The organism is Streptomyces piniterrae (assembly GCF_005048155.1).
In the GTDB taxonomy this organism is placed as follows: domain Bacteria; phylum Actinomycetota; class Actinomycetes; order Streptomycetales; family Streptomycetaceae; genus Streptomyces; species Streptomyces piniterrae.
This window is the reverse complement of the sequence record NZ_SUMB01000015.1, coordinates 100,723-116,875: the sequence shown is the minus strand read 5'-3', so window position 1 is coordinate 116,875 and position 16,153 is coordinate 100,723. Positions and strand designations below refer to the sequence as shown.

General features: G+C 69.4%; 15 protein-coding genes and 1 pseudogene. 7 read left to right on the top strand and 9 right to left on the bottom strand.

Annotation, left to right across the window (positions count from 1 at the left end; genetic code table 11):
- Positions 1–103 precede the first annotated feature (103 nt).
- Genes FCH28_RS33510 through FCH28_RS33495 form a run of 4 tightly spaced genes read right to left on the bottom strand, consistent with a single transcriptional unit; the run spans position 104 to position 4,470 of the window.
- Entirely contained in the window at positions 104–979 is an 876-nt protein-coding gene (locus FCH28_RS33510; RefSeq protein WP_136743988.1) for a carbohydrate ABC transporter permease, read from the bottom strand.
- Positions 980–1,966: a carbohydrate ABC transporter permease gene (locus FCH28_RS33505; protein WP_187363990.1), complete on the bottom strand. Its 987-nt coding sequence runs from the start codon at positions 1,964–1,966 to the stop codon at positions 980–982.
- Between the two features lie 6 nt (positions 1,967–1,972).
- Positions 1,973–3,379, bottom strand: coding sequence for an extracellular solute-binding protein (locus FCH28_RS33500; protein WP_136743987.1), 1,407 nt, complete (start codon positions 3,377–3,379; stop codon positions 1,973–1,975).
- Entirely contained in the window at positions 3,376–4,470 is a 1,095-nt protein-coding gene (locus FCH28_RS33495; protein ID WP_136743986.1) for a GNAT family N-acetyltransferase, read from the bottom strand. Before FCH28_RS33495 ends, FCH28_RS33500 begins: the two co-directional genes overlap by 4 nt.
- A gap of 391 nt (positions 4,471–4,861) precedes the next feature.
- Between FCH28_RS33495 and FCH28_RS33490 the strand changes: the two genes are divergently transcribed.
- The 3 genes from FCH28_RS33490 (at position 4,862) to FCH28_RS38390 (ending at position 8,041) form a co-directional block, all read left to right on the top strand.
- On the top strand, positions 4,862–5,746 hold the full coding sequence (locus FCH28_RS33490) for a glycerophosphodiester phosphodiesterase (RefSeq protein ID WP_136743985.1): 885 nt from the start codon (positions 4,862–4,864) through the stop codon (positions 5,744–5,746).
- 311 nt (positions 5,747–6,057) lie between these two features.
- Positions 6,058–7,530, top strand: coding sequence for an acyltransferase family protein (locus tag FCH28_RS33485; protein WP_425472056.1), 1,473 nt, complete (start codon positions 6,058–6,060; stop codon positions 7,528–7,530).
- 67 nt (positions 7,531–7,597) lie between these two features.
- Positions 7,598–8,041: a hypothetical protein gene (locus FCH28_RS38390; RefSeq protein WP_169314317.1), complete on the top strand. Its 444-nt coding sequence runs from the start codon at positions 7,598–7,600 to the stop codon at positions 8,039–8,041.
- Between the two features lie 136 nt (positions 8,042–8,177).
- Here FCH28_RS38390 and FCH28_RS33475 read toward each other — a convergent pair whose 3' ends face one another.
- Positions 8,178–8,621 (bottom strand): RidA family protein, encoded by a 444-nt coding sequence (locus tag FCH28_RS33475; protein WP_136743984.1) that lies wholly within the window; start codon positions 8,619–8,621, stop codon positions 8,178–8,180.
- Between the two features lie 141 nt (positions 8,622–8,762).
- Entirely contained in the window at positions 8,763–9,503 is a 741-nt protein-coding gene (locus FCH28_RS33470; RefSeq protein WP_136743983.1) for a spheroidene monooxygenase, read from the bottom strand.
- Between the two features lie 223 nt (positions 9,504–9,726).
- Here FCH28_RS33470 and FCH28_RS33465 point away from each other — a divergent pair, with 223 nt between their 5' ends.
- The gene (locus tag FCH28_RS33465; RefSeq protein WP_136743982.1) at positions 9,727–10,359 is read left to right on the top strand and encodes a TetR/AcrR family transcriptional regulator; all 633 of its coding nucleotides are present in this window, start codon (positions 9,727–9,729) and stop codon (positions 10,357–10,359) included.
- A 4-nt stretch (positions 10,360–10,363) separates the two neighbouring features.
- Here FCH28_RS33465 and FCH28_RS33460 read toward each other — a convergent pair whose 3' ends face one another.
- Both FCH28_RS33460 and FCH28_RS33455 read right to left on the bottom strand, forming a co-directional pair.
- Entirely contained in the window at positions 10,364–12,043 is a 1,680-nt protein-coding gene (locus tag FCH28_RS33460) for a bifunctional 3'-5' exonuclease/DNA polymerase (RefSeq protein WP_136743981.1), read from the bottom strand.
- Positions 12,040–13,224, bottom strand: coding sequence for a winged helix DNA-binding domain-containing protein (locus FCH28_RS33455; RefSeq protein WP_136743980.1), 1,185 nt, complete (start codon positions 13,222–13,224; stop codon positions 12,040–12,042). Before FCH28_RS33455 ends, FCH28_RS33460 begins: the two co-directional genes overlap by 4 nt.
- 243 nt (positions 13,225–13,467) lie before the next feature.
- Here FCH28_RS33455 and FCH28_RS33450 point away from each other — a divergent pair, with 243 nt between their 5' ends.
- The 3 genes and pseudogenes from FCH28_RS33450 to FCH28_RS33440 all read left to right on the top strand — a co-directional run bounded on the left by FCH28_RS33450 (position 13,468) and on the right by FCH28_RS33440 (position 15,005).
- A complete protein-coding gene (locus tag FCH28_RS33450) occupies positions 13,468–13,716 on the top strand; it encodes a chaplin (RefSeq protein WP_425472059.1) in 249 nt (82 codons plus the stop codon).
- A 372-nt stretch (positions 13,717–14,088) separates the two neighbouring features.
- Positions 14,089–14,319, top strand: a pseudogene (locus FCH28_RS33445) (chaplin); the annotation flags it as partial.
- Positions 14,320–14,642: 323 nt separating this feature from the next.
- On the top strand, positions 14,643–15,005 hold the full coding sequence (locus tag FCH28_RS33440) for a hypothetical protein (RefSeq protein ID WP_136743977.1): 363 nt from the start codon (positions 14,643–14,645) through the stop codon (positions 15,003–15,005).
- A gap of 446 nt (positions 15,006–15,451) precedes the next feature.
- Here the strand turns inward: FCH28_RS33440 and FCH28_RS33435 are convergent, their stop codons facing one another.
- A complete protein-coding gene (locus FCH28_RS33435; RefSeq protein WP_136743976.1) occupies positions 15,452–16,099 on the bottom strand; it encodes a hypothetical protein in 648 nt (215 codons plus the stop codon).
- Between the last annotated feature and the right edge of the window lie 54 nt (positions 16,100–16,153).

Here is a 16,153-nt window from a genome sequence, read left to right as displayed (position 1 = left end):
CCGCTCATCGGACGCTGTTACACGACCGAGAAGTGCGGCCGCCCAGCGGTTGCCGTGTGCGGTCGCCCTTTGCCGTCCAGCGGCTGCTGTGTGCCTGCGTTCGTCATTTGAGGCCGCTGAGCATCACGCCCCGGATGTAGTGCTTCTGCAGGATCAGAAAGAGCAGCAGGATCGGCAGAATGCTCAGGACCAGGCCGGCCATCATGACGGGCACCGTCCGGTCGGGATCGAGATAACTCTGCAGCATCTGGATACCGACCGGGAGCGTCATCAGGCGTGGGTTCGCGGTGGCGACGAGCAGCGCCCAGATGTATTCGTTCCAGGCATTGACGAAGGTCAGCAGGGCCAGGGTGACGGCAACCGGTTTGGTCTGCGGCATCACGATGCGCCACCAGACGGTGAACTCTCCGGCGCCGTCGATACGGGCCGCCTCCAGCATTTCGTCCGGGATGGAAATCATGAACTGCCGCATCAGAAAGATGCCGAAGCCCGATACGAGGAACGGCATGACTAGCGCGGCGAGACTGACGGTGAGGCCCGCGCCACCACGGCCCAGCAGATCGTTCCCGCCGGCCCCCGGCCAGTGCACCAGGATCAGGAAGTGCGGGATGAAGAAGATGAACGGCGGGAACATCATCGTCGAGAGGACCAGACGGAAAATCAGGTCACGTCCCGGAAAGCGGAGTTTGGCGAGCGCATAGCCGGCGAGCGAGGACGTCATGAGGATGGAGCCGGTGACGAGCCCGGTGGCGATGACGCTGTTGCGGAAGAGCAGCGGAAGATTCAGCTGCCTTATCGCATCGCGGTAGTTGGCGAGATCAAAGGCCTCGGGCAGGAAACGGTAGGGGAGTCTGCCGTACTCGCCGGGGCCCTTGAACGAGGTCAGCAGCATGTCGAGGAAGGGCACGAGGGTGACCACGGCACCGATGCCCACCAGGGCGTATGACATCCAGGGGAAGCGGCGGCGGATGCGGGGCATTTACGCGTCCTCTCCCTTGCGGCGGAACAACCACAGCTGCGCCATCGTGATCAGCGCGATCACCAGGAAAAGTACGAACGCGGCGGCGCCCGCCACGCCCCAGTCGCCGTAGGTGAATGCCTGCTGGTATATCTCCAGGGCCGCGACATTGGTCGCGTCACCCGGTCCGCCGTCACCCGTCATCACATTGATGAGGGCGAACGACTGCAATCCCGTGATGAACTGGGTGATGCAGACGAAGAGCAGGGACGGGCGGAGCAGCGGCAGGGTGATCCGCCAGAAGATGGTGAACTGGTCCGCGCCGTCCAACTCGGCCGCCTCGTAATAGGTCTCGGGGATCGACTTCAGGCCCGCGGTGAGAATCAGGATCGCGGTTCCCACGGACGCCCACGCCTGCACCGCCACAACCGACGGCAGCGCCGTATCGGGATCCTGGAGGAAGGCGACGGAGGGGAGGCCGAGAGCATTGAGCGCTCCATTGACCAGGCCACCCGGTTCGTACATGTACTTCCAGACATTGCCGACGGCGACCACGGTCGTCACGATCGGCAGGAAGTAGAGAGTTCGCCAAACCCCCTGGAAACGAAGGTTGTTGATGCAGTTGGCGATGACGACGGAACCGGAGAGGGCGATCACCACGGTGCCGATGGCGTAGAGCAGGGTGTTGGTGAGGATGGGTGTCAGGAATGTCGAACCCTGGGCGAAGAGGTCGGTGAAATTGTCCAGGCCGACCGGTTCGATATCGGCGAGGTTGAATCCGGCCCAGCGTGATTGTGCGAGCAGTACGGCGAAGAGCAGCGGCAGGGCGAGGAAGACCGCGAAGAACAGCAGGGTGGGCGTCAGGAACAGATAGGCGATGACGGTCTGCCGCCGCTGTGCGGCACGGGCCGGGCCGCGGCCGGCCGTGGCGGTGCCGGACGAAGCCGCACTGCGTGGGGCCGTACCGCGCCGAGCCGTCCCGCGCCCGGCCCTCCCGCACCGAGCCACCTCGCGTCACCTCCCCAGTTCCTGGTTGAGCTGGCGCGTCGCCAGACGCAGCGCCTCGTCGACCGACCGGCGGCCCGTCCAGACCGTCTCGATGTTCTTGCGCAGCAGCGACTTGACCCGCTGAGCGCGCGGACCGTTCGGTTCCGGATCGGCGTACCGCAGGGCGTCCAGAAACGGCCCGAGATTCGGGTCGCTGCCGCTGCCGGGCCCCAGCAGCGCCCGCATATCGTCGGCGCGGCCGGTCATAGACCCGACGGAGACCTGAAGCGCGCTCATCCTCGTCACGGAAACCTGCCTGCCGCTGTCCCCGCCCCTGTCCCCGTCCCTGCCTCGGCCGTTGTCTCCTCCGCGCGCGCGGGCGGGCACCGGGACGGCGTTCAGCCAGCGCAGGAACTCCCAGGCCGCCTCCGGATGCCGGCACCTGGAGTTCACGCCGAGCAGGAACCCGGTGGCCAGGGTGCCGCGGTCGCCCGCGGCGAGGCCCGGCACCGGAGCCACCCCGACATCCCGGTAGGCCCTGCCCATCAGGCCGCGCAGCACCGCCGTCCACCAGCCCGCGCTGATCGCCATCGCCACCTGGCCGGACGGGAACGCCTTGGGCAGCGTGCTGCCGGTATCGCTCGCGCCCCGGTCGATGAGCCGGCGCTCCAGGTCGAACACATCCCGCCCGGCGGCCGAGTCGATCGCGGTCCACCGCCCGTCCGGGGTGAGGAGACTGCCTCCGCGCGCGGCCAGCAGCGCGAGCGTCTGCCCCACCACGGTCGAGTCGTCGAACCGCGACAGCCCGAAACCCTGCACCAGCGTGTTGCCGTGCCGGTCGCGCCGGGCGGTGCGGTACGCCGCCTCCTCCAACTCGCGCCAGGTACGCGGCGGCCCGGAGTAGCCGGCCGCCCGCAGCAGCCGCCTGTTGTAGAAGAGCGCATACGTCTGCACCTCGGTGGGATACCCGTAGACGGTGCCGTGCACGGACGACGCAGTGACGGCCGCCGGTGAGAAGTCCCGGCGGATCCGCCGCACCGCCTCGGGCGGCGCCGGCCGCAGCACACCCGCCTGCACCAGTTGCCCGGTCCACAGGCAGTACGGGTGGAGGATGTCGGCGCCCTGACCGGCTGCCTGGCGGACCATGTACGTGGTCAGCAGATCGGTGAACTTGACCGCCGTCGTCCGCACCTTGACGCGCCGGTGAGTGGCGTTCCATGCGTCGACCGCGCTTTGCAGGGCCGACTTGAGGGGCTCGCTCGCGTAATGGGAGAGGAGGGTGAGGACGATGGGGGAGCCGGGGCGGCTGCCGCGGCCCTCAACCGCGCTGTCATCAACCCCGCCGTCATCAACCCCGGCGTCTTCGGGGGCGCCGCATCCGGTGGCCGCCAACAGGGCGGCGGTGGCGCCGGCGCCGAACTCACGGCGCCTCATGCCGTCGTCTCCCGCCGCGACTCCGTCGCCTCCCACCGCATCACCTCGAAGACGCGGGTCGTACGGAATCCGGCCCGCCGATAGACATGGCCCGCCGGGCTCCGCTCGCTCGTCCACAGGAACCACGCCCGCCGTGCGCCCAGCGCCCGCATCCGTTCCAGCGTCAGATGCAGCAGCACCCTGCCCAGGCCTGTGCCGCGCCGCTCCTCCCGTACACCGAACGGGCCGAACCGCTCGATTCCGCCGCCGGCCGGGCGCTCGGCCGTTCTCCCCTCACCCGGGCCCAGATCCGTCCCCTTGTCCGCCCTCTCGCCAATTCCGTCACCCACGCCCTCGTACGCGCCGTGCATCGCAAAGCCCGCCAGCCGCCCGGCCGGATCTCGTGCGATGACGATGCGCTCCAACGGCATGCCCGTCGTCAGGCACTGCCGGATCGTCCGTGGCCAATCGGGGCCGAACTCCTCGCCCGCCAGCCGGACCAGGTCGACGAGGTCGTCATCGCACGGTGTGCCGAACCGGTACGCCCGCGCCGTCAGCTCATCGGTGAGTCGACGCACCTCGTCCGGCATGCGGTAGCCGGCCAGGTCGAGGCTCATCGCCGCGGCCTCGTACCGGGTCCGGAAGCCAAGGCTGTCCAGGAGCCGCCCGGCCTGCGGATATGCCGTTCGGTCGAGGCCGGGGAGGACGTAGTTGGGGGTGTACGAGGCGAAGTCGACGCGGGTGCGGCCGTGGGCGCGCAGCCAGTCGAGGGCGTCGGTGAGCAGGCGGCGGCCGAGGCCTGCGCGGCGTACCGCCGGGTCCACGAAGAAGAAGGGGATCCAGCCCTGGTCCGGCTCCAAGTCGGTGCCCATCGCGGGGACGAGACGGCGCACGGCGTACGCGGCGCCCACCACCTGCCCGTCGAGGACGGCCAGCCGCAGGCCCGCCGGCTCGAAATTGGCGTCGAGGAGGATCAGGGCGCGGAACCGGGCGGCGGTCATCGGATCGTCCGGGACGCTGCGGCGCCAGGCGGCCAGCAGCGAGGGGCCGTCACCGGGGCGGAAGGGGCGGAGGGAGGGGCTGAGGGAGGGGCTGAGGGAGGAACTGACCATCGGCTCTCCTGGAGTGGCCGAGCGGACACGGGGCGCGGGACGCGGGGCGCGGGAGTCGGCGGTTGGTGCCGGATCGGGCGAATGGCGGCGATATGTCGATGACGGCAATGTACCGACGGACGTGACGCGCCTACGCCCGCGACGCTTCGTGACGGTGACGCACGGATGGAGGGCTGCTCCCCGCGACTGACCGCACCGCGCTGACCTGCGGAAAACGGGCGAGATGGCGGGCGATACGGCGCGGTCCGGGGGACGTTCGCGTGGCGGGCGCGGGGGGATCGGGGCATGTTGGAGGGGCCGCCATATTCCCGGACGAAAGGGCTGCAGGGGTCATGGGGCATACCTGACGTGGGCGTTGTCGTCTGCGGGTGAGTAACCAGGAGGCTCGTCCATGCTGCAGAGTTCGACGCGGATCGTCGCCGCGGCTCTTGCCTTCCTGGTCACGACGGCGATGTCGTCCTCCGCGGTGGCGGCCGTCCCGGGTGTCAAGGTCGGTGTGGGGGGCGGAGCCGAGGCCGGGTCCGTGCGGGGTGCGGAGGCGCCACTGGTGATCGCGCATCGGGGCGCCGCCCAACACGCACCGGAGAACACGCTCGCCGCGGTGGATGCGGCGCACCGGCGGGGACTCGTATGGGTCGAGAACGATGTGCAGCGCACCAAGGACGGCAAACTGGTCGTCATACATGACACGACCCTGAACCGGACGACGGACGTGGAGAAGGTGTTTCCCGGACGGGCGCCGTGGCGGGTCGGGGATTTCACGGCCGCCGAGATCGCGCGGCTGGACGCCGGAAGCTGGTTCGGGGAGCGGTTCGCGGGGGAGCGGGTGCCGACGCTGGCCGACTATTTGCGCCGTCTGGACCAAAATGGGCAGCGGCTTTTGCTGGAGATCAAGGCTCCCCGGCGCTACCCGGGAATCGAGGCGCAGATCCTCCGCGAACTGCGCCGGCGGGGCTGGCTCGATCGTGCGCATGTCCAGGGCCGACTGGTTGTTCAGAGCTTTTGCGCACGATGCATCAAGACCGTGCACGAACTGGCGCCCCAGGTGCGTACGGGGATTCTCGGGGCACCCCGGATGGACAAGCTGGCGCGTTATGCGCGATTCACCGACCAGATCAACCCCCGTCTCTCTGCGATCAGTTCACGCTGGGTCGAGGCGGTGCATCGGCTGCGCGGCGCGCACGGTCGGCCGTTGGAGATCTATGCGTGGGACGTAGGGGAGGATGGGAGCGCGCGGGCGGCCTCGATGCGGCGGATCGAAGGGGTTATCGCTTAGGCTCCGTTCAGGGGTTCCGAGACTTCGTTCATGCCGCGCTGTCGCGCTCCGTCGGCCCGCAGAACCATGGTTGGCCTGGGCCTTTCGCTCACGCCGTGAAGGTGCTGTGGAGGGCGGGAGGGTGGCGGGTGGACTGCGGCTGGCGGGGATTTACGGTATTCCCGTGGCGAGGCTAAGGTGCTCGGGATGTTCGACGCCGCCTCACTCCCCGTAAAAGAACTAAGACGCAGGATTTGGCTTTTGGGTTCCGATTTGCGGCCCGGTGTGGGCCCGCGTTCAGCTCCTTCCCTGGGTTCGTTCCGGGAGGGCCCTTGAACAACAATTTTCCCTCGTACGGCGATCGGCGGGTGCCTCTTCCCCCGCAGCGGCAGGTGCCGAATGACGCGGCGGATTCGGCATATGCGGCGGATTCGTCGTATGCGGCCGATCCGGCGTACGCGGCTGGTTCCGGGTATGCGGCGGATGCGTCGTATGCGGCCGATTCCGGGTACGCGGGTGGCCGGTCGTGGTCCGCTGCGAACGGCGCCGCGGCAACGGCCACGAGGGCCACTGCTGCCACGGCGGCTGCGGCGAACACAGCGGTTGCCGCAGGTGGGACGGTTGCGACGGACGCGCTGACCGAGCGGCCGTCGTCGGCGCACGCCGGCCCGGGCGCCGGGGCCGCTGCCAGATCGCATGCGAAGCCCAGGGGGAGAGGCCACGCGAAGGCGCACGCCAAGCCCGGAACCAAGGCCGGTGGCAATGCCGGCGCCCAGGTGAAGCAGCGTGACGCGTTCTTCGACAACGCGAAATACCTGGCCATCGTTCTGGTGGCGATGGGGCACTCCTGGGAACCGCTGCGCGACGGCAGCCGCGCGGCTGCCGCCCTCTACATCACCGTCTACGCCTTCCATATGCCGGCGTTCATCATCATCTCCGGCTATTTCTCGCGCAGTTTCGATATGCGCAAGGACCGGTTGCAGCGGCTGATCACCGGCATCGCCGTCCCGTACATCCTTTTCGAAGTCGCGTACACGCTCTTCAAGAGGTGGGCGGATGACGACCCGGATTATCCGATCAGCCTCACGGATCCCTGGTATCTGACCTGGTTCCTGCTGGCGTTGTTCGTCTGGCGGCTGACCACCCCGCTGTGGAAGATCGTGCGTTGGCCGCTTCCGCTCGCGCTGTCCATCGCCGTACTCGCGTCACTTTCGCCGAACATCGGCAAGGACCTGGATCTTCAGCGGACGCTGCAGTTCCTGCCGTTCTTCGTGGTCGGGCTGTGCCTGAAGCCCGAGCACTTCAAGCTCGTACGCCGCCGGCAGGCGCGGATCGCGGCGGTGCCGGTCTTCGCCTTCGCGCTGGTCTTCGCGTACTGGGCGGCGCCGCGGATGAATGCGGCGTGGTTCTACCACCGGGACAGTGCACAGGAACTGGCCGCACCGTGGTGGAGCGGCGGGGTGATGACGCTCGCCATGTTCGGCTGCTCGATGGTGCTGGTGGCCTGCTTCTTCGCCTGGATTCCGGGGCGCACGATGTGGTGTACGGCGCTGGGCGCGGGCACCCTGTACGGCTATCTGCTGCACGGTTTCCTGGCCAAGGGCTCGCGGTTCTGGGGCTGGTACGACACCTACGCGTGGATGCACACGCCGTGGGGCGCGGTGCTGCTGACCCTGATCGCGGGAACCGTGGTCACGGTGCTGTGCACACCGCCTGTCCAGCGGATGTTCCGGTTCGCGATGGAGCCCAAGATGACCTGGGCGTTCAGGAAGGATCCGGTGGGCATGGCCCGCGGACGAAAGTAGCCTCCGTCACCGCGGGCGCCGCGCTTCGCGCGCGCCCGCGGTTGCGGCTGTGGTGTGGGCGGTTGTGGTGCCCGCGACTGACGTGCCGGCGGCTGTGGTGTGGGCGGTTGTGGTGCCCGCGACTGACGTGCCGGCGGCTGTGGTGCGGGCGGTTGTGGTGCCCGCGACTGACGTGCCGGCGGCTGTGGTGCGGGCGGTTGTGGTGCCCGCGACTGACGTGCCGGCGGCTGTGGTGCGGGCGGTTGTGGTGCCCGCGACTGACGTGCCGGCGGCTGCGGTGCGGGCGGTTGTGGCGCCCGCGACTGACGTGCTGGCGACTCCGGTGCTGGCGGCTGTGGTGCCGGGGGCGGTGGTGCTGGTGACTGCGGTGCTGGCCGCTGTGGTGCCGGCGGTTGTAGTGCTGGGGGCTGTGGTGCCGGTGACTCCGGTGCCAACGGCTGCGGTGCCGGTGACTGCAGTGCCCGCGAGCGCGGTGCCGGCGGCTCCAGCGTTGCGACTCCGGTGGGCGTAGCAACCAGCGATCGCAACACGCGCCGGAATACCGCCCGCTGCCCCCGCGTTGTGGCATGCAAGGGGACCCTGCATCCCCTAGGGGATCTGTTCGACCACCCCCTAAGGGACATCGCCGTGGGTAGGTGAACGGCCCTCTATCGGACGACGGCGATGCCTTCGAGTTCGACCAAAGCCGCCTCGTCCCACAGACGGGTCGCGCCGATGACCGCCATGGCGGGGAAGTCGCCGCCCACCAGGCGCTTCCACACCTGGCCGATAGCCCGGGAATGCCGCCGGTAGTCGGCGATGTCGACGGCGAATACGGTGAGTTTGGCTAGGTCGGACGGGCCGGCGCCGGAGGCCGCGGCCGCCTCCAGGAGGTTTGCCAGCGCCCGCTCGAACTGCTCGACGATGCCGTCGCCGACGATCCGGCCCGCACCGTCGAGGGCGGTCTGCCCGGCGAGGAACACCATGGTGCCGGATGTGGCGCGGACGGCATGGCTGAATCCGGTCGGCGGCGCCAGATGGGGCGGGTTGACGCGCTCCAGCCCGGGGCGGGCGGTGACATCCTCGCGCGATTCCGCTGTCTCACCGCTCATGACCAGTGGGTCCTCTCCGTCGGCAACTGATACCGCACACCCCGGGATTGAAGCGTGTTCTGCTCCTCCTAGGGAAGCAGATCATCGGAGATGACGAGATCGAAGTCGGCGAGCGGGGCCGGCGCCACAACTGTGCCCGGGCTACGGCTGGGTGGCTGCGGCCATGGCTGCCGCCACCGGTTCGCGTCCGTCCAGTGTGCCCTGGGAGGCGTACGGCCGGAAGCGCACAAAGGCCGCTTCGTGATGGAACGGGTCCGCCTGATGCTGTTTGATCACCTGCTTGTGCTGGTTGCCCGCTGACTCGTGTCTCGTGGCCACGCCCCTCTGCCGCGGCTGCGCGGTGCCGTACGCGTAGCGGCTCATCGCCGACTCGCTTCGCCATATCGAGAAGGTGGCGACGAAGCGGGGCGGTCTGGCCAGGGCTATGGAGGCGACCATCGACGGATCGGCCGCGGCCTGACCGGAGGCTCTGGAGTTGGCGCGCAGGAACGGCACCGCGCGGCGCAGTCGCAACCTCCCGAGGGTGAGGACGGCCACCGGCCCGTCCTCGTCGTCCAGCGCCGCGGCGGGGGCTATGTCCACCGGCATCGGGCTCCACGAGCCCGAGACCCGGAGAGGCTGGAGGCGCACATGCCAGCCGCGGGCCAGGCGCCGGGCCGTTGGGTCCTCGGCGAGGAAACGGTCGAGCGCGGCGTCGTCCTCCCACGCGGCGATCAGTGCGGCCCGGCCGAGGCGCACCTTGGGCAGGCCCGCGGCGATGCCGCCGGTGATGGTGGTCTCGGCGTAACGGAGGCCGGGGGTGTTGCCCGGGTGTGGGCGGTCGCGGAGGGCGGCGAGCGCGGCGCGGGCACCGATGTCGGCGAGGTGTACGGAAACGATCACGTCGGGTCCCCCGTATCTTGGCGCTACCAAGTTACTTATGCGTATACCAAGCGGTACACGAATGAGTATCCTTCATCGTGGGCCCCGCCGCCAGTCGAAATCACGGGCCTGATCAAGCCAGATTCCGTGCGCTACGAGCCACCTCGCATGAGCCGCATGCCCTCGAAGCGAGAACGTGAGGGCGAGAACGTAAGCGCATGAACGAAACCGACCGGAGCAGCGCATGAGTGAGATCGACCGGAGTCGTGCCGCCCGCGCCGAGGCGCGGACACGTATCGAGGACACCGCCGCCCGGCTCTTCGCCGAGCGTGGCTTCGCGGGCACCACCATCGGGGAGATCGCCGCCGAAGCCGGTCTGAGCAAGCCGATGCTCTACCGCCACTTCGACTCCAAGCAGGAGCTGCACCTCGCCCTGCTGGAGCGGCACCGCGACGAGCTGGCAGCCGCCCCCATCCGTGAACTGTTGCACGGCGAGGGGGACTTGGACGCCCGGATGCGGGCGATGTACGACGCCTGGTTCGGGTATGTGGAGACGCATCCGTACACCTGGCGCATGATGTTCCGCGACACCACCGGGGACGCGGAGGTGCAGGCGTTCCACCGCGAACTGCAACGCAGGCAGCGGGAGACCGATATGTCCCTGCTCCGCGAGTTCGTGCCCGGCATCCCTGAGGCCGAGCTGGAGCCGCTGGGCGAGGCGATCCGCAGCTCCCTCTACGGGCTCGCCCTGTGGTGGCTGGAGCGGCCCGACCGGCCCCGCGAGCTGCTGGTGGCGGCGATGGTACGGATCACCCGCGGCCTGATCTCGACCGTCGAGCCCCTTCCCGGATCATCGGATGGGGCAGCGCGGGCCTAGAGCCCTACTTCGCCTCCGCATAGCAGTCCACCACCGCGATGGTGAACGGGAAGCGGACCGGGGTTTCCCCGAACGCGATCCGGCCCGCCGCGTCGGCCGCCGCCGTGATCGCCTCGGACACCTTCGCCGCCTCCTCCGCGGGACAGTGCACGATCACCTCGTCGTGCTGGAAGAAAACCAGTTCGGCACGGAGATCCGCCTCGGAGAGCGAGCGGCGCAGCGCGGCCAGCATCAACAGCGCCCAGTCGGCGGCGCTGCCCTGGACGACGAAGTTACGGGTGAACCGGCCGCGGGCGCGGGCCGCCGAGCTGCTGCCGTAACCGGTGGGCGGGTCCTCCTCCTGGGGCAGGCCCGCTTCGTCGGGTGCCGCCATGGATGCGGGCGGGCAGGTGCGACCCATCCAGGTGCGCACCAGTCGGCCCTCCTCGCCGGCGCGCGCCGCGTCGTCGACATAGGCGACCGCGGCCGGATAGCGGCGGCGCAGGTCGGCCATGTGCTTGAGGGCGTCGCCCGAGGTCTGGCCGTAAATGGCGCCCAGCAGACCGAGCTTGGCCTGGTCGCGGTCGCCGTCGAAGGCGCGGGCGGCCAGATCGGCGTACAGATCCTCGCCGCTGCCGGCCACCTCCATCAGGCCCCGGTCGCGGGAGACGGCGGCCAGCACCCGCGGCTCCATCTGGTCGGCGTCGGCGACCACCAGGCGCCATCCCGGGTCGGCGAGCACGGCCTGCCGGATCACCTTGGGGATCTGCAGCGCGCCGCCGCCGTTGGTGGTCCAGCGCCCGGAGACCGTGCCGCCGGGGAGGTATTCGGGGCGGAACCGGCCGTCGTGCACCCACTGTTGGAGCCAAGACCAGCCATGGGCGGTGTGCAGGCGGTAGAGCGACTTGTACGCCAGCAGCGGTGCCACCGCCGGATGGTCGATCTTCTGGAGCTCCCATTTGCGGGTGGAGGTGAGAGGAATCCCGGCGCCGGCAAAAGCTTTGATGATCTCGTTCGGCAGGTCGGGGCGCACCCTGGCGTCCGCCCCGAAGGCCCGGGACACCTCCTCCGCCAGCTCCGCCATCCGGCGCGGCTCAAGACCGCCCGGATAGCGATCGCCCAGCAGCCCGTCCAGCAGCTCACGGTGCACATCCGCGCGCCAGGGCAGCCCGGCCCGGGTCATCTCCGCGGCGACCAGCATCCCCGCCGACTCCGAGGCCAGCAGCAGCCGCATCCGCTCCGGATGCTCGGTCTTCGCCGTACGCGCCACCTGGCCGGCGTAGACCTCCAACAGGGCCGTGAGCTCGTCCGTGCCGGGCGGCAGCGGCACCGGGCCCGGCTCGAACAGAGAGGGCTGGGTGTCGGCGGCCCGCGCGGGCGCGTCCTCCGGGACCGGCAGGCCGTGCAGCCGGGCCCAGGCGGCGGCCAGCGAGCGCGGCTGGCCCGACTGGCCCTCTTCGTGGCCGATCAGCAGCGACTCGGCGGCCTCCACGTCATAGCAGCGCTCGACCCGCACCCCCGCCGCCAGCAGCCGCCGATACGTCTCCGCGGTGGACCGCCACACCCACCGCTCGACCTCGGGACGCGCCCGCACCGCCGCCGCGAGCGACGGTTCCTCCAGCACCGGACCGGCAGGCCGGCCATCGGGGGCGAGCGGGCAGAGACGAGCACCCCCGTCGCCCGTCTCCACCACCGCCCATCTCATGACCCCGAGTCTTGCACCTGGGTCTGACAATCCCCCTGACCAGCGCCTACGCCCCCTTGGCTGGAGCCCGTACGCACGACGAGCGGTCGCTCGCGTCCCGTGCAGCGGGCCAGATGCGCGGCCTCCGCCTCCAGGCCCGCCCGTGGCACCGCGCCGTGCTCCTCGAACAGCGTCACCTCCACCGTCCGCTCGGTGAACTCCCAGACCCCGGCCACCCGGCCGCCGTGCACCACCACAGGCGAGATCCAGCCCGCCGTCCGGCTCACCGCCTTGCGCCGCCCGGCCGCGATCAGCCGGGTGTCCCCGGTGCCGGGCCCGAGGACGTACTGGTCGAAGCCGGCCAGCAGCCGGACCTCCCGCGACGGCTTCGCCCGCGCCAGCGCCTCGGCGTCCTCGCTCAGCACGAACGCGCCGCCCTCGCCATCGACCTCGACCTCCGTCAGCCGGTCGCCGAGCGACGCGAACCAGCCGCGGAGCACGGCCTTACGGGTCGCACCCCGCAGCAGCCAGGCGTCGAACGCGGCGGGCGTGGCCGGGCCGTGGGCCCTGAGGTACGCGGGAATCACCGTCGCGGCCGCCTCCTCCGGGTCCGGCAGACCGCGCCAGCCCGGCACCCACGACCGCGGCGAGGTGAACGTCACCTTCTGCCCCTGGGGCGGCCCCTGACACAACCGCCCCGTCCAGGACAGCGGTTTGAGGACGGTGCTCCACCCGGAGGACAACTGCTCGCCCAACTCCTCCAGACCGCGGCGCGCCAGCACCGCTTTCGTCAGCTCCTGCCGGGTGAGGACCTGCCCCTCCAGGATGTCGTCGACGGCCTCCCCGAGCGTCTCCAGCTGCCCCGGACTCACCCCGAACGCCCGCTGCCAGGACGGCTTTTCCCAGGTCCGGGCGGCACCCAGCAGCGCGAGATACGACGCCATCCGCTCGGCCGGCAGCAGATGCAGGGTGCCGCGCATCGCCCAGGTCCTGACCACGGAACGCGCCTCCAGGGCCGACCGCACGGCATCGGGGGCCGGAGCCCGCTGCCGGGTCGCGACGGCGAGTTCGGCGGCGGAGGCCATCTGCGCCTGGACACCGGCAAGACGCTCGACGAGCTCCGTCGGCGAGGCGGTGGTACGGGGCGCCAGGCTTTGCTGTCGCAGCCGCCAGGCCAGCACCTGATCGTGAGTGACCTTCATGGCGCCATTGCACACGACGCCACTGACAGCGGCGGTGCGGGCAGTGCGGATGGTGCGAGGGGTGGGCGCGGTGCGGGCGGTGTGCGGCGGTGACCGGTCATGGCGTCCCGATGTGCGGAACCGCGCAATTCACCCGAATGACCGCACTACTTTTGCCCGTTTTCGTGCGTTGTGCAAGCTGTCGCTCCAGGCGGCGCGTAAAAGGTCCTGAAACGCTGCTCAGTGAAGAGGTTAGCCGTGAAGATTTTCTCCAAGGCCGTTGCCTTGTGCGCCACCGCAGGAATTGCGGTCATCGGCGGTGCCGGCGCCGCCGCCGCCGGAGGCGGTGGCCATGGTTCCCACGCCTCCGGTCACGCGGTGGGCTCCCCCGGTGTGGTCTCCGGAAATGTCGTCCAGGTGCCGATCGACATCCCGATCAACGTCTGCGGCAACACCGCCAACTTCATCGCGCTGCTCAACCCGGCGTTCGGCAACAAGTGCATCAACAAGTGACCGCTGCCTAGCGGTAGAGGCCCGCCCGCTGTCTGGGCGGGCCTTTTGTCGCCCACCGGCCGGTAGGTATTTCCACACATTCTTCTCATGCGTTCGGAGTGCGCACCGCCGCCAGGGGAGTCGAAATTCTTGATTCATCATTAGACAGCAATTCATATTCATCCTGCTGCATCGCCGGATGAACCGCGGCGGAGATCCGCCGAAACGCCCTTGCTTCTTTCGGGCGATTCCTCCGAAAACTTCCCCATGGGAGTTTCGTCGGCGCGGAGAAAACGTTACCAATATCGGCAGCGGAGTTACGGGCGGGCAGGTTCCCGCCCGTGCGGCACGACCGTCGTGTTCGCTACTCACCCGCTGCAGGAAGGGCTGAAAGTGAAGTACGCAAAGGTCGCCGCGGTCGCTGCCGGCACGCTCATGGCAGTCGGCACTTCCGTGCCCGCGTTCGCTGACGCGGATGCGAGGGGCACCGCCGTGCACTCGCCCGGTGTCGTTTCCGGCAACGTCGTTCAGGTGCCGATCAACATCCCGATCAACGTCTGCGGTAACACCATCAACTTCATCGCGATTCTCAACCCGGCGTTCGGCAACGTCTGCATCAACGACTCTCACCACGGTCGTGGCCACCACCGCCACGGCCATGGGCACGGCCACGGCTTTGGCCGTTAACAAAGTCGCCTCCTTCCGGCCCGGCCACGGTGTGCAAACCATGTGCACCGGGGCCGGGCGGCGCGCGTTATCGGGCATGATAATCGCGAACGGCACGCACCTTTCGGGTGGGATTGGCAGGAGCTGAGAACTCCTGAGTTTCCCCGGGCGGCGGGACTCGTTAATCAGGGGGAAGCGGTGATCCGAGCCGCCAAGTCGATGCTCTCGCGGCGCGGAAGTCGCGGTCCCGTCAGGCATCACCCGAGAAGGGACAGTTCAAAGTGAAGTACGCGAAGTCTGCCGCGGTTCTCACGGGCTCCGTTATCGCACTCGCCGTGGCCACCCCGGCTTTCGCGGGCCCGACCGGCGGTCCGAAGACGAACCTTGCCGGTGGACTGACTGGCACGCTGAGCGGCGATCAACTGAAGGCCGAACAGATCCAGCCGGTGGTCGAGACGGTCGCCGGCGCGGCGCATGCCGTCAAGGATGAGCGGGACAATCTGATCGGTGGTGCCGCAGGTGTCACCAAGAATGCCACCAAAAAGGTCGCCAACAAGGTTCCGCTGCTCGGGGGGAAGCCGGCCGGGAAGTCGATGGCGAAGCCGGTCGCGAAGCCGGTCGCGAAGCCGGTCGGGAAGCGGTAGAAATCGGGTAGACACGCGAACTTCGCTGGCCATTCGCGAGCGCCGCGGAAACCCGAAATCGGAGACCGGAGACCGGAGACCGAAAAGCGGCGACCGGACGCCGGGTAGTTCCTCCTACCGGTGAATTACATTCGTATATCTCTTGCCACCACCCCGATCTGCGGGACGGATCGGGGTGTGGGTTGTGCGGGGAAACGGGTGCGGACGGGCCTGTCGTTGTGGGTTGGTCATATTTTCCGGAGCAAGGTGTATCGAAAGGTGAGTGCTGCGGGGGAAGGCCGGGCCCTGGGGCGGGGCATTGTTATTCGCTCGTTACTGAAGTATGCCGTATTGGCTCGTTATAGAGGTTGTGTGGAGGGACGCATGCCAATGCCCTTGCGAGATTGATGGGGTTGCCAGGGCATTGGCATGCCACCGGGCGTCTCCCGACGGGTGGAATTCCGGGGTCAGCGCACTTCGCCGCGCAGTTGGGGAAGGGCGGGCAGGCCCGGAAGGTCGGGGGCCGGCAGGCCGCTGCCGAGCGTGGTGCTGACGAGGACGTTGACGAGACCGGCGACGGTCGCCCTGAGGGCGCGGGTGATCGCCGCCGGATCTCCCGCCGCGGACGCCTTGAGCAGCGCGTCCGCCCTGGTCTGGAGGGCGGCCAGGGCGTTCTCTTTGAGAGCGGCGGCCCCGCCGGGCTTCGCCCGCCTCCCGTTGTCGGGCTTCGAGGCGGGCGGCACCGCAGGGGCGGCGGGCGTGACGAGCGGCACCACGGGGGGCGCGGGCGAGGTTTGCCGGGCGGCGTCGACGGCGTCCCTGACGGCGGTGGCGAGGCGGTCGGCCTGGCCGGGCCAGAGCTTCCCGCCGGGGACACCGAGGACCGAGGTGATCAGGTCCGTTACGGGTTTGAGGACCCCGGAGGCCAGGGCCAGGGACCGGGCCTGCTCGGCGATCGACTCGGCTTCGGGCAGCGGGGCGTCCGACGCGGTGACACCGCCGGGCCGGGCCGGGGTGTCGTCGATGGACGCGAGGGCGGTGCCCGCGGCACCCAGGGCCAGAGCGCCGCAGACGGCGCTGGAGACCAGCAGACCGGTCTTCCGGGACATGCGCATGGCGGGCTCCGTTCCGTGGTGAGCGAAGGGCTCAGGGCCACCCTGTGGAGGTCA